Genomic DNA, 14406 nt, shown 5'->3' with positions numbered 1-14406 from the left:
GAAAAATAGAGTCTTGTCGCTTTAGTTTTAAAATTTCGACAAAAAAGTTATAATAGAAAAAAAGTGAATGCAGCTCAAAGGGCATTTGCAGTTGAAAGAAGGGAGCATATATGGGATTTCCCAAAGAAGGAGAAAAAGTACAAATACATAGTTATAAACATAATGGCTCCATTCATAGAATGTGGGAAGAGACAACAATTTTAAAAGGGACACAGAGTCTTGTTATCGGAGCAAATGATCGTACAGTAGTGACAGAATCAGATGGCCGAACATGGATTACTCGTGAACCAGCAATTTGTTATTTTCATGCAAACTATTGGTTTAATGTAATTGGGATGCTAAGGGAAGAGGGAGTATATTATTATTGTAATTTAGGCTCACCTTTTGCATATGATTCTGAAGCATTAAAGTACATTGATTATGATTTAGATATTAAAGTATATCCAGATATGACATATACGCTTTTAGATGAAGATGAGTATGAAAAGCATAGTCAAATTATGCAGTATCCACCTGTTATTGATACTATTTTAAAACGAAATGTAGCACAATTAACACAATGGATTCATCAAAGAAAAGGGCCATTCGCGCCAGATTTTGTAGATATGTGGTATGAAAGATATTTAATGTACAGAAATTAAAACAAACCTGCAGGGGATTTCCCGGCAGGTTTGTCCTATTAGAGGGGGGATTATGTGCAAGGTATAAAAAGATATTTGCACTTTGTTAAACCATATCGATGGCTTATTGCTATTACGATTATGATTGGTCTAGTTAAATTCGGCATCCCGCTTATTATGCCGTGGTTATTAAAATATATTATCGATGATGTAATTCAAGGTGGAGGGTCACTTCAAGATAAAACATCCCAATTAGTAACAGCCGTTGGGATTGCCTTTTTTATTTTTGCAGTAATAAGACCGCCAATTGAATATTATCGTCAATATTTCGCGCAGCGTATCGCAAATACAATACTATATGATTTGCGAAAACATATTTTTGGTCATTTGCAAAAGTTGAGTTTACGCTATTATTCGAACACAAAAACAGGGGAAATTATTTCACGTGTAATCCATGATGTAGAACAAACGAAGGATTTTGTAATTACTGGTTTGATGAATGTTTGGTTAGATACGGCAACAATTGCTATTGCTATTATTGTTATGTTTTCTATGAATATAAAATTGACATTTGTTGCGCTATTAATTTTACCTATTTATGTAGTGGCGGTGAAATATTTTTTCGGACGTCTTCGAAAATTGACGAAAGAGCGTTCACAAGCGTTAGCAACGATGCAAGGGTATTTACATGAACGTATTCAAGGGATGCAAGTGACACGTAGCTTTGCATTAGAAGAATATGAGGGTAAGCAGTTTGAAAAAAGAAATAATGAATTTTTGACAAAAGCGTTAACGCATACGAGTTGGACTGCAAGGACATTTTCAGCAGTGAATACGTTAACCGATTTAGGCCCGTTACTGGTGATCGGCTTTGCAGCATATGAAGTAATTCAGGGGCGGTTAACATTAGGGACTATGGTTGCCTTTGTTGGATATATGGATAGTTTGTATAGTCCGCTTCGCCGCCTTGTTAATTCCTCCACAACATTAACACAGTCTTTCGCATCGATGGATCGAGTGTTTGAATTGTTAGATGAAAAATACGATATTGTCAATGTGCCAAGTGCGGTACAAACGACAAAATTAAATGGTGAAGTGATATTTGATAATGTATCTTTTCGTTACAATTCGGATGAAAAAGAGATATTACATAACCTTTCGTTAACTATGTTGCCAGGAGAGAAGGTAGCACTTGTAGGAGCGAGTGGGGGAGGGAAGTCATCTCTTGCTAGCTTAATCCCACGTTTCTATGATGTTTCTTCAGGTGCAGTTTATGTAGATGGAATAGATGTTAGAAAGTATGATATGAGAAATTTACGTAGTCATATTGGAATTGTACTGCAAGATAATTTGTTATTTAGTGATACAATCGGGGCAAATATTTTATATGGAAATCCGAAAGCTACAGAGGAAGAAGTGATTGCAGCTGCTAAAGCTGCGCAAATTCATGATTTTATTATAGAGTTACCTGATGGCTATGATACTGTCGTTGGGGAACGCGGTGTGAAGTTATCTGGTGGGCAAAGGCAACGTGTAGCGATTGCAAGAGTGTTTCTAAAGAATCCATCGTTACTTATATTAGATGAGGCGACTTCCGCTTTAGATTTAGAAAATGAACGGTATATTCAGCAGGCGCTTCAGACGTTAGCTGCTGATCGGACGACGATCGTAATCGCACATCGATTGGCGACGATTACACATGTGGATACGATTATTTACATTGAAGATGGTGAAATTAAAGAAACAGGTTCTCATGAAGAGTTAATGAAAAAAAGAGGGTTTTATTACAATTTATATCAACTTCAACATATAACAGAAACAGCTCCTTTAGCGTAAAAGGAGCTGTTTTCTTTATTCGTCTTCTTTTTTATCTTCGATTTGGAGTTCTGCTTCTGGTTTATGGTATGTGTAGAAGCTATCCACAAGTAAATCTAAATGCTCTACTTCTTCACTATAGTTAATAATGGCAGAAATAAGAGGGAAGAGGTGTAGCCATGTTTTATAAGCTTCCTCATCGTCCTTGTTTTGATAATCCATAAAGATATCAATTAATTCTTGTTTACCTGTTTCAACTTCATCAAGCATTTCAACGGATTGTTGTTTTTTTGCTTTACCAATAAATTTTAATAAAACTTGTTCATGGTAATGGGTTAATGAGTCAAGTTCGTTTTGGATAGATTCCTGAAATTCTTCTGGCATATAGCGCAGTTCATTTTCAGTACGATGTAATGATTTTAACGTACTTAAAGCACGGCTTGTCGTCGCTAACATTTGTCTGAATAAAACGAGCTTACGAATTTTTGCGAACTTTACTTTTTTCGTGTAGCTTCTTTCTTCTTTATACAGCAAATAGTAATGGTTTAGTTTGATCATCTTTTCTTTCATACGATCAATATCAGTTTTTAGCGTTGTAAAATCAGAAGCTTGCCTGCTATTCATTCGAATCCATTTTACAATTTCTTCTGTATTATCAACGATACGGTGATATAGTTTTGTTTCGTATTTTGGCGGCATAAACACTAAATTTACAAGTGAAGCCGCAATAATTCCAATCATAATCGTCGCAAAGCGAAGTAAGGCAAAACTAAAGAAATCGTCGCCCTGATACTCCATAATGGCGATAACTGTTACTAAAGCAATTGATATTGTGTTTTCTAATCGTAATTGTAACGTAAGCGCAATTACTAATATACATGTTAATCCAATAATAAAAGGATTATGTCCAAAAGCAGTAGCAAATACGATAGCGAATACCGCACCAATGACGTTTGCTTGAATTTGCTCAAGAGCTGTTAAATACGAGCGGTATACAGACGGTTGAACAGCGAATATAGCTGAGATTCCCGCGAATACTGGACTCGGTAATTGAAGTAAAATACAAGCAAATAAAGCTAATGTGATGGCAATACCCGTTTTTAAAATGCGAGCACCAAGTTTCATACCCTTAATAAGATCCTTTCTCTTGTCATAATGAATGTACAACATGATACTATACATTCATTACAATATGTTAGCAAGTGATATTTTAGTGACGTTAATAAGAAATTAAGATTCATTTTATACTTTTTCCTAATTCTTTTTAAACATCAATTTTTAGTGAAAAAACCTGCTGAATTTCAGCAGGTTTCAAATTGTTACTATAGATTACTATGAGAAGTGTACTTCGTCAATTTTTTCTTGAGAATGAAAAGTTGGTATATCACTCTGTGGAGATAGATGGATCAGCCTGCTCTTTTTTCGGGATAATTTCAAAAAACTGTTGCTGCATATCATCGAGTAACGGTGTTAATAAAGCAACTTCCTCGTATTGCTCATGTTCATTTAATACACGAATATAATCTAGCAATAACTCAGTCACATCTTGCACGCCATTTTTACTAATTGGTTGTAATGTAACATTTGCCCCTTTTGCGATTCTTCTTTTTAAGGCGTGTTCTGTTAAACCCGAGCTTGAATCATGACGTAAATAAACAACACCACCAGTCATACCAGCACAAATCCATGGACCAGGATCCCCTAAAACAAGCGCTCGCCCATTTGTCATATATTCAAAAGCGAAACCTTTAATATTAGAGTATACACCTATATTCCCTTGCTCTTTTTCACGGAGTGGCTTTGTCATTCGCCCTCCAATTATCATGTCTGCTCCAGAGAGGCGAATGCCGGCGCGAGCATCAGCGTTACCTTGAACGTATAGCGATCCTTTTTGTGCACCGTACCCAAAACCTTTTCCGACAGAACCGTTATAATATATGCCGTCTTTTCCTTTTGCTTTCGTTATATAAATACCACCACCAAAGGAAGTTTTACCAATACCATCTTGTGCACCGCCATTTACGTGTATAAATAAGTTCTCACTATTATAAGCACCTAATCCATTTCCAGGAATAGAGCCATTCGTATACTTTAATGTAAGTGGTTCAAGCTTCGTGTCTTCATATAATTTACTACGAACGCGATAGCAAGATTCTAGCCCACCCATAACGCGTTGCTCTACGCCAACGCTTACTAATTCTTTTGAATGAGGGGAATGAACTGTTTCAAATTGTTTTTCCGGTACGTATTCTGTTTTTGTAACAGATGGGTGTTCTATCGTTTGTAGTAAATTACATAAATTTAATAAATTTTCGCCTCGAACTTGTTCTAATAAATCGGAACGTCCGACAATTTCTTGTAAATTTGCATAACCAAGATTTCCTGTTAATCGTTTTAGTTCTACGCCAAAAGTGGTGAATAAATGTAATAATCCAGCAACGGCGCTTTCTAATTCGCGCGGGACGAAGCGGCGTAATCCGTGTTCTTTCGCCTGAGCTTCAGACTCAATTTGTGTTGCAATTCCAACGTGACAAGTATCTAGATGACATCCGCGGCAAGTTGTACAGCCGATTGCAATCATGGATAATGTACCAAACCCAATACGGTTTGCTCCAAGGAGCATGATTTTCAAGGCATCATTAACACTTCGAATACCACCGTCAGCCCAAATTTCTACTTTATGTCTCATATTTGCTTCTAATAAAGCATTGTGAGCGGCTTTCACACCAATTTCTACAGGAAGCCCTACATGTTGCAATGCGTGAATACGTGCAGCACCTGTACCACCATCAAATCCGCTAATGTTAATAAAATCAGCACCAGCTTTTGCGATACCGACAGCAATTGTTCCAATGTTAGGGACGACAGGGACCTTTACAGCTACTTTCGCAAGTTGATTAGCCGTTTTAATTTCTGTAATCATTTGAGCTAAATCTTCAATGGAATAAATATCATGGTTGTTAGAAGGTGAAATTAAATCTGAGCCAATTGTAGCATTACGTGCTTCAGCGATTTTTGCAGTTACTTTTGAACCTGGCAAATGTCCACCTTCACCAGGCTTTGCGCCTTGCCCGATCTTTATTTCAATTAAGTTTGATGAATTTAGTAGTTCGGCATTTACGCCAAATCGCCCAGATGCAACTTGTTGTCCACGTGTATGTGGATATTTTCCAATCATATCTTTAATTTCGCCGCCTTCACCGTTTAAACTAATCATATTTAGCTGATCGGCCGCTTCTGCATATGCACGGAAGGCAACTTCATTTTGAGAACCGAATGACATGGAACTAATAATAAATGGTAAATCATGATTTTGAATGCTGATGGACACTTCTTCAGTTGGAACTACATGTTTTGTTTGTTTCGTTTGAACAAGGTGTCTAATTGCGATTGGATTATTTTCTTCTAATCCACTTAACTTGTCACGGTAATCATCATAAGAGTTTCCTTTTGCGACATCGCCGATTGCTTTCCAAATTCGCGGGAATATATGAAAAGATTTTCGCATTCTAACTTTAGGATTGTTATAATCATCCGCTCGCAATTGTGCATCTTCAGCAAGTGATTCAAGCGAAAAAGCTAAATCATTTGAACCGAAGAAATTCGTAATTTGTAATATATTTGCGATTTCCTCATGTAATCCGATAGAAGAATAGAGGCGACCGTAACCACGTAATTCATGAATTCCAATTGTTGAAATGACTTTTTCTAGTCCTTTATTAAGAGCAGTATACAAATTCGTAATTGGCGTTTTTGTTCCATCATTTACGGTTGCGAATAATAAATATGGATTCATACCATCTGCTCCTAATCCATACAGTGTGACGATATCATGTAAGGAGCGAAGGGCACCAGAACGTATAACGAGAGAGCAGTTTCGGCGTAATTTATTTTCGCTTAATACTTGATGTACTTTAGCGGTAACTAAATGCGGATCAATCCATAACTGTTCATTTAGATGAGCATTGGCATCGTCTATTAATAGTAGGGAAGCTCCATCGTTCACGGCCTTTATCGCTTCAGAACTAATTCGATTTAAGGCGCATTGTAAAGTTTCTGTCGGACTGAATGTAGCAGAGATTGTAGCGATAGAGCTATGAGTATTGAATAGCTGTATAAGTTGTTCGTACGTAATTGTGTGTAATTCCTCTATAATAGATTGTGCTACACTTCCTTCTAGAATAATGGGGGAAAGCATCTCAACTACAAATGGCTGTTTAGCTCCGCTTAATAAACTTGGGCGCTCTCCAAGTATTGTTCGTGTGGAGAAGTGCTCGACCTCTCGATCACGATCGATTGCTGGATTTGTAACAACGGCTACACTTTCCTTAATGAAATCAGCGATATTTCGTCTATCAGTATCGAGTGCTGCAAGTGGTGAGTCATGCCCAAGTGAGCGAATTGGCTCGACGCCTTTTGTTGCCATCTGTTCAAGAAGCTGAATATGTTCTCGATCCCACCCGAAAGAAACGTACTGTTTCGTTTCAACTTGAACAGAATCACATAATCCTTGGATTTCTTTCGTTTCAGGGATAGATAAGTTTAAATGATAATTGCTAACATCGATTCGTTTTTGGAAACGATTATATACTTCAATTTGGTATTTGTCGTATTCATAAAGAACAAGTTCATCTTGTTCATTCCATTTTAATCCGACCTTTTCTCCAGGCGCGAGTGGTTTCGGTTCTTCTACATATTCGGTTGGTGATACAACTCCAGGTTCAGAAGAGAAAACATAAGAACTCACTGTCTCTACTTTCCATACTGGTCGTAGTCCAAGGGAATCAACGCTGAAAACAGCCTCATCTTTATAACGTGAAATAATACCAGCTGGACCTTGCGCAAAATGGCCCCAAGCTTCACGTATATACGTATATAAATCTTGTAAATGCGGTTCATAAAGTTTAATTTCATTAATAATTGGTGGGAATAGTATATCCATTGCTTCAAATAAACTGTAGTCGTATTGAACAAGTAGGGTTTCTAGGGTGCGGTTTAAATCTTGGGAGTCACTTCCCCCAACAGTAAGTGGAACATGAATCATGTCAGCTTGATCGCGTAATTTTGCAATTGTGTTAATCTCACCATTATGTCCGAGAATGCTAAATGGTTGTACACGAAAAAAATTAGATAATGTATTAGTAGAATAGCGGTTATGTCCTAGTGTCATAGTTGAAGCGATAAGTGGATGTTGTAAATCATTGTAATAGGCAACAAGTGTATCCCCAGCACCTAGAACTTTATATACAACATGATCACGACTTAATGAAGCAACATGAATCGCTTCGTTTTCCTCTATTTTTATCGTTACTGAAAATAATGTTTGCTCAATATTTTCAACTTTATTTTCTGCGATAAGAGCAACTTGCCAAAATAAAGGTTCTTCCTGTTTACCAAGTGGACCGAGTGCATCGGAATTTATTACATCATCACTTTCAAAAATAATAGTAAAACTTTCGTTATTTAATTGCGTACGAATATGATTTTTTAAATTAACGATATTTGCGTTTTTATTTAGAAAAAAATGTCCAACGATAAAGTGGGGATGATCCACAATCGTTGGATTGTATCCGTTATTTTTCAGCTTTTCATTCCAAAGTGCTTTTGGGACATCAATGTGAATTCCGATACCATCTCCTTCACCATTAATGAAACCAGCTCGATGATTCATTTTGACAAGTGATTGTATGCAAAGGTCAATGTTTTCTTTTGTAGGAATTTTTCGTTTCTCCATAACGGAAACGATTCCACACGCATCATGTTCTGCATTTTTATAATCTCGAAATAAAGACGGTGTCCATGTATTTGTTTTATTGAGCATCCGTCAATCCCCCCTCTTATTGAAGTTTGAATAATCTTACTATTTAAGGCGTGAGCAGCCTTGTATACAAAGATAGTAAGGATATAAAAGAAAATTAAACAGATAATTATGAATAATTATACTATTAATGAGGGATTTATGAAATAGAAAAAAGGAAAAAAGAAAGATGTGCTTTCTTTTTTCCTTTTAATGACGGGATTATTTATTATCCGCTAAAGCAGCAAATGCTTTGCCTACAGCTTCAATTGTATATTCAATATCTTCTTTTGTATGTTCTGTCGTTAAGAACCATGCCTCGTATTTAGAAGGTGCTAAGTTAATTCCTTCTTGAAGCATAAGCTTGAAGAATTTACCAAACATTTCACCGTCTGTATCTTGTGCTGCATCGTAATCTTCAATTTTATTTGTTGTGAAGTATACAGTTAAAGCACCTTTTAGTCGGTTTAATGTAATATCGATATTATGTTTTGTAGCTTGCTCTAAAATTCCCTTTTCAAGCATCGCACCAAGTTCATCTAATTTCTCATAAAGACCTTCTTGTTGAAGAACCTCTAGACAAGCGATACCGGATGCCATAGAAGCAGGATTTCCTGCCATTGTACCAGCTTGATATGCAGGTCCGAGCGGGGCAACTTGTTCCATAATTTCTTTCTTACCACCATAAGCACCGATCGGAAGTCCGCCGCCAATAACTTTACCAAGCGCTGTTAAGTCTGGGGTTACGCCAAGTAAGTCTTGAGCACCACCGTACATGAAGCGGAAAGCAGTAATAACTTCATCATAAATTACTAGTGCACCAGCTTCGTGAACAAGTTCATTCACTTTCTCAAGGAAGCCAGGTTTTGGCTCTACAATACCGAAGTTTCCAACAATCGGTTCTACAAGGATAGCTGCTACTTCATGTCCCCATTTATCTAATGCTTCTTTTAAAGTTTCTACATTATTAAATGGAACAGTAATAACTTCTTGAGCGATACTTTGTGGTACACCGGCTGAGTCAGGAGTTCCTAGCGTAGAAGGGCCAGATCCAGCTGCTACAAGTACTAAATCAGAATGACCGTGGTAACAACCAGCAAATTTCATAATTTTTGTGCGGCCTGTGTAAGCACGAGCGACACGAATTGTTGTCATTACTGATTCAGTACCAGAGTTTACGAAGCGGACTTTATCTAATGCAGGCATTGCTTCTTTTAACATTTTTGCGAATTTTACTTCTAGTGCTGTTGGTGTTCCGTAAAGTACACCATTTTCAGCAGCTGTTGTAATTGCTTTTGTAATGTGCGGGTGAGCATGTCCAGTAATAATAGGACCGTATGCTGCTAAATAATCGATATATTTATTTCCGTCTACATCCCAGAAATAAGCACCTTTTCCACGTTCCATAGCAACAGGAGCGCCGCCGCCAACTGCTTTAAAAGAACGAGAAGGACTATTAACGCCGCCAACGATATGTTCTAAAGCTTCTTTATGTAATGCTTCTGATTTTGTGAATTTCACTACAATTCATCTCCTTACAAAAATCTATGTATTATTCTAACATGTTTTTTGAAAAGACGTATTGTTTGTGATAGAGAAGGCAGTTGGGTAAACTATTCGTTGTGACATTTAGGAAGGGGGTCCGATTATGAAATCGGTAATTGAGGTACAAGGGTTACGTAAAGAATTTACAGCCTATTCAAGTCGTCCGGGATTAAAGGGTGCTTTTCGCGATTTATTAAATCGTAATTATAAAATAGTACCAGCAGTAAATGATGTATCTTTTACTGTGAAACAAGGTGAAATGGTTGGGTATATAGGTGAGAACGGTGCTGGTAAATCAACAACTATTAAAATGCTTACGGGGATTTTGACTCCGACATCAGGAGAAATTTTAGTAAATGGGATGAACCCGCATAAGCAGAGAGAAGAATTCGTAAGAACAATTGGTGTTGTTTTCGGTCAACGCTCACAACTTTGGTGGGATATTGCTGTACAAGAATCTTTTCGTTTATTAAAAAAAGTGTACGGTGTATCAGACGCTCAGTATAAAGAGCATATGGAACACGTGATTGAAACGTTAGATATTGGTCCTTTATTAGATAAGCCAGTTCGAAAGTTATCTCTAGGTCAAAGAATGCGTTGTGAATTAGCGGCAGCATTAATTCATAATCCGCCGTTATTATTTTTAGATGAACCAACAATTGGGTTAGATGTTCTTGTGAAATTGAAAATACGTGAATTTTTAAAAGAAATGAATGAACGTTATAAAACAACAATTTTATTAACAACCCATGATATTACTGATATTGAAGCTTTATGTGAGCGCGTTATCATGCTAGATGAAGGAAATATTATGTATGACGGTTCTTTAAATAATCTTCGTACGCAGTGGGGAGCAGAGAAGGAAATACATTTTCAATTTATTGCACCAGTTTCCTATCAGGCGTTATCAATGGTTATGCCTGATAGTCACGTCGTTTGGTCGAAAGCGAAAGAGGAAAACGCGTGGGTTGCAAAAATACCGAATGAAGAAGTTATCATTTCAATGCTTATTTCTAAAGTAGTACAAGCATTTCAAATTAAAGATTTAAAAATTAACGAAGTGTCTACAGAGGAAATTATTCGTAACATTTATGAAGAGGGTATTAAACATGGGTAAGTACATTGAAATGATTCGAATCCGCTTTTTAATGATGCTTGCGTATCGCACAAACTATTATAGCGGGATTTTAATTTATACAATTAATATCGGCGCGTATTATTTTTTATGGCAAGCAATTTATAGTGGAAAAGAGAATATTGAAAGTTTATCTATTTCGCAAATGACTACGTATATCGCAATTGCGTGGATGGCACGTGCCTTTTATTTTAATAATATAGACAGGGAAATTGCGATGGAGATTCAAGAAGGGCGTGTAGCGGTAGAACTGATTCGTCCATATAACTATTTAGGAATGAAAGTGATGCAAGGTCTTGGTGAAGGAATATTTCGTTTTGCCTTCTTTTCAATTCCAGGTATGGTTATTGTTACCTTATTATTTTCATTGCAAATTACAACGAATTTTCAAACGTGGTTATATTTCTTCTTATCTTTAATATTTAGTTTTATTATTAATACACAAATTAATTTAATGACGGGAATGCTCACGTTCTTCCTATTTAATAATAGTGGAATTATGTATGCAAAACGTGTTGTTATTGATTTATTTTCAGGTCTATTATTACCAATTAGTTTTTATCCGTTATGGGCCCAAAAGGCAATGGTATTTTTACCGTTTCAGGCTATTAGTTATATTCCAAGTATGATTTTTTCAGAAGGTATACAAGGAAGTAAATTGTATGAGGCATTATTATTCCAAGTAATTTGGGCAATTGTACTTATTATTCCAATTGTACTCATGTGGAGAACGGCGAGAAAACGTCTAATTGTACAAGGGGGATGATGAGATGATATATATAAACCTATTTTTGCAATATGCAAGCCAATATATAAAAACAAAATTGGAGTATCGGGGCGATTTTATCGTTGGATTACTTTCTGATTTAGCACTACAGGCTGTTAATTTAATCTTTATTCTCGTTGTGTTTGGGCATACACAAGCATTGAAAGGCTGGAGTAGAGAAGAAGTAATCTTTATTTATGGTTTCTTTTTAGTACCATTTTCCATATTCTCAGCTTTCTTTAACATATGGGACTTTAATGATCGTTATATTATTAAAGGAGAAATGGATCGTATATTAACGAGACCGATTCATAGTTTATTTCAAATTATATTAGAAAGAATGGAACTTGAATCTTTAATTGGAGCGATCACAGGAATGATTGTAATGGGCTACGCAGCAGTGGAGCTGCAATTATCTTTTTACTGGTACGATTTCTTCTTATTCTTACTGATGGTAGGAGGAGGAGCACTTGTATACGGAGGGATATTTGTTACGCTTGCGAGCCTTGGTTTTTGGTCGGATGCGAAAAGTTCAATTATGCCGCTAATGTATAACATAGGTAACTATGGTCGCTATCCTGTTAACATTTATAACCGTGTGATTCGCTTCATTTTAACGTTTGTTTTACCATTTGCGTTTGTCGGAGTGTATCCAGCAGCATACTTTTTAAGAAAAACAGAGTGGAATAGCTATGCATTTGCAACACCACTCGTTGGTGTTATCTGTTTTACAATTGCAATTACTCTTTGGAATCAAGGGGTAAAAAGGTACCGTGGTGCTGGGAATTAATTATAGAAGCTTGTTTGTTTCTAAGGGATAAATCCAATGGCTGTCTCATACATATAAAATGAGGTGGAGGACATGTTGTGGGGATTTATTCTATTAATTGCAGCGATTGCTATTTTGAGAAGTGTTCAATTGTTATGGAGTTCATATTCAGATTCTAGGCGTTTCTTTTCGCTTTATAATTTAGCCTCCTTATTTTTAATTTATACAACGGTATTGATTGCGTTTGGGTTAAGTTATGTTGTATTAGAAGAAATGGGTTTTGCAGTTTTGAAAGAAGATGGAGAAAGCTTGCATGCCCAATCTTTTCAACTTGTAGAAATTTGCTTATATTTTAGCGCGGTTACTTTATTATCCGTTGGGTACGGTGATATAGCTCCGATTGGAATAGGGAGATGGATTGCGATTGCAGAAGCGCTAATTGGATATACATTACCGTTTGCTTTTGTAATGAGGTCTGTAATAGACAATGAAAAATAAGATAGCATTTGATATAGTAAAAGAAAAGAGTAGGAGTGATAACAATGATTACAGTAGGAGAAATGGCTCCAGAATTTACAATAGAGGGAAGTAACGGGGAACAAGTTCGCTTAGCTGATTTTCGTGGTAAAAATGTAGTGCTATATTTTTATCCGAAAGATATGACTCCAGGGTGTACAACTGAAGCATGTGATTTTCGAGATGCATATGGATTATTTCAAGAGAAAGATACAGTTATTCTTGGTGTAAGTCCTGATTCAGCGAACAGACATCTGAAATTCATTGAGAAGCATGAGCTTCCATTTGTACTTTTAGTAGATGAAGATCATAAGGTAGCAGAATTGTACGATGTTTGGAAATTGAAAAAGAACTTTGGGAAAGAGTACATGGGAATCGAGCGTTCTACATTCCTTATTAATAAAGACGGTGAGCTTGTAAAAGAATGGCGTAAAGTGAAAGTGAAAGGACATATTGAGGATGTTCTTTCTTATATAAAGTAAATTCATTGTGGAGATAAATATATAGAAGTAAGGCGAGTGTCTATACATATTTTATCGTCTTACATAAAGTGAAGTGTAGGGCATACCTCCTCAGATGATAGTATTCCAAGTGCGATTATGTCGCACTTTTTTTCTATGTAAATGTATAGAAAATGGGGAAGGATATATAAGAATAAGGCTATATACAAAAATAAACCACATACTTATAGTAGAAATATTGACGATTTATAAGAAAAGGAGTACACTCTTTATAAGAATTATAAAATAATAATCCGTATAGAATCGGGGTGCATGACGGTGGTCAAAGAAGAATTAAAAGAAGCGCTAGAAATGCTGAAAAATACGGGTGTACGCATTACTCCACAGCGTCATGCTATTTTAGAGTACCTTGTGGAATCTATGACGCACCCAACAGCGGATGACATTTATAAAGCATTAGAAGGTAAGTTTCCAAATATGAGTGTTGCAACTGTCTATAATAACTTACGTGTATTTAAAGAGGTTGGACTTGTAAAGGAATTAACTTATGGAGACGCTTCAAGTAGATTTGATTATGTTACAAGTCAACATTATCATGTGATTTGCGAAAAATGTGGTAAAATTGTTGATTTTCCTTATGGAGGTTTGGAACAGCTTGAAGAGGAAGCTGCGAAAACGACAGGCTTCGTTATTAATAGTCATCGCTTAGAAATTTATGGCGTTTGTCCAGAGTGTCATAAGGCGTAATATATAATAAAGAAAGAGGGAGACGTTTACGTCTCCCTCTTTCTTTATTATATATGGGAATTACGTTAGGTTCAGGAGGATTTAAAGCGTTCAGTGAAGAACCTAATTTAATTTTGTAAGGGCACATTGTACATATATATGCCTATGATTTATAGCTCTTCTTATTATATTTCTCATCAAATTCTTTTCCTTCTAGATTTCGATCCATTGTTAAAGGTTGGTTGCAATGCATACA

The 14406-nt window shown here is 36.3% G+C and carries 12 protein-coding genes (1 of these 12 only partly in view); 8 read left to right on the top strand and 4 right to left on the bottom strand.

Going from position 1 to position 14406, the window contains the following annotated elements:
- The first annotated feature begins 110 nt into the window (after positions 1–110).
- Positions 111–641: a nucleoside tri-diphosphate phosphatase gene (gene ntdP, locus MNO09_RS28375; protein ID WP_000506626.1), complete on the top strand. Its 531-nt coding sequence runs from the start codon at positions 111–113 to the stop codon at positions 639–641.
- Positions 642–695: 54 nt separating this feature from the next.
- A complete protein-coding gene (locus MNO09_RS28370) occupies positions 696–2456 on the top strand; it encodes an ABC transporter ATP-binding protein (RefSeq protein WP_001161587.1) in 1761 nt (586 codons plus the stop codon).
- Positions 2457–2471: 15 nt separating this feature from the next.
- Here MNO09_RS28370 and MNO09_RS28365 read toward each other — a convergent pair whose 3' ends face one another.
- The 3 genes from MNO09_RS28365 to hemL form a co-directional block, all read right to left on the bottom strand.
- Positions 2472–3560, bottom strand: coding sequence for an aromatic acid exporter family protein (locus tag MNO09_RS28365; protein ID WP_000765792.1), 1089 nt, complete (start codon positions 3558–3560; stop codon positions 2472–2474).
- Between the two features lie 259 nt (positions 3561–3819).
- Positions 3820–8256 (bottom strand): glutamate synthase-related protein, encoded by a 4437-nt coding sequence (locus MNO09_RS28360; protein ID WP_241950077.1) that lies wholly within the window; start codon positions 8254–8256, stop codon positions 3820–3822.
- 198 nt (positions 8257–8454) lie between these two features.
- Entirely contained in the window at positions 8455–9753 is a 1299-nt protein-coding gene (hemL, locus tag MNO09_RS28355) for a glutamate-1-semialdehyde-2,1-aminomutase (protein ID WP_000673250.1), read from the bottom strand.
- A gap of 127 nt (positions 9754–9880) precedes the next feature.
- Here hemL and MNO09_RS28350 point away from each other — a divergent pair, with 127 nt between their 5' ends.
- The 6 genes from MNO09_RS28350 to perR all read left to right on the top strand — a co-directional run bounded on the left by MNO09_RS28350 (position 9881) and on the right by perR (position 14171).
- Entirely contained in the window at positions 9881–10894 is a 1014-nt protein-coding gene (locus MNO09_RS28350) for an ABC transporter ATP-binding protein (RefSeq protein ID WP_000843649.1), read from the top strand.
- Complete coding sequence (locus MNO09_RS28345) at positions 10887–11678, top strand: ABC transporter permease (protein WP_000521523.1); 792 nt, start codon at positions 10887–10889, stop codon at positions 11676–11678. The genes MNO09_RS28350 and MNO09_RS28345 overlap by 8 nt, the downstream gene beginning before the upstream one ends.
- Positions 11679–11682: 4 nt before the next feature.
- Positions 11683–12468: an ABC transporter permease gene (locus tag MNO09_RS28340; RefSeq protein WP_088106807.1), complete on the top strand. Its 786-nt coding sequence runs from the start codon at positions 11683–11685 to the stop codon at positions 12466–12468.
- 72 nt (positions 12469–12540) lie between these two features.
- Positions 12541–12945, top strand: a complete 405-nt coding sequence (locus MNO09_RS28335; protein WP_000964347.1) for a potassium channel family protein — start codon at positions 12541–12543, stop codon at positions 12943–12945.
- A gap of 44 nt (positions 12946–12989) precedes the next feature.
- Positions 12990–13445, top strand: coding sequence for a thioredoxin-dependent thiol peroxidase (gene bcp, locus MNO09_RS28330; protein ID WP_000633708.1), 456 nt, complete (start codon positions 12990–12992; stop codon positions 13443–13445).
- 297 nt (positions 13446–13742) lie between these two features.
- Positions 13743–14171 carry a peroxide-responsive transcriptional repressor PerR gene (perR, locus tag MNO09_RS28325; protein WP_000237831.1) on the top strand — a complete coding sequence of 143 codons (429 nt, stop codon included), beginning with the start codon at positions 13743–13745 and terminating at the stop codon, positions 14169–14171.
- A gap of 142 nt (positions 14172–14313) precedes the next feature.
- On the opposite strand, the gene MNO09_RS28320 is transcribed toward perR, so the two are convergent.
- Positions 14314–14406, bottom strand: partial view of a YgzB family protein gene (locus MNO09_RS28320; RefSeq protein WP_000025059.1) — the end only. It continues 264 nt past the right edge of the window; the window shows 93 of its 357 coding nt (coding positions 265–357); the start codon falls outside the window, past its right edge; the stop codon is at positions 14314–14316.

Source organism: Bacillus sp. N5-665 (assembly GCF_022637375.2).
Lineage (GTDB): Bacteria > Bacillota > Bacilli > Bacillales > Bacillaceae_G > Bacillus_A > Bacillus_A wiedmannii.
This window is presented reverse-complemented; position numbering and strand designations above follow the sequence as displayed.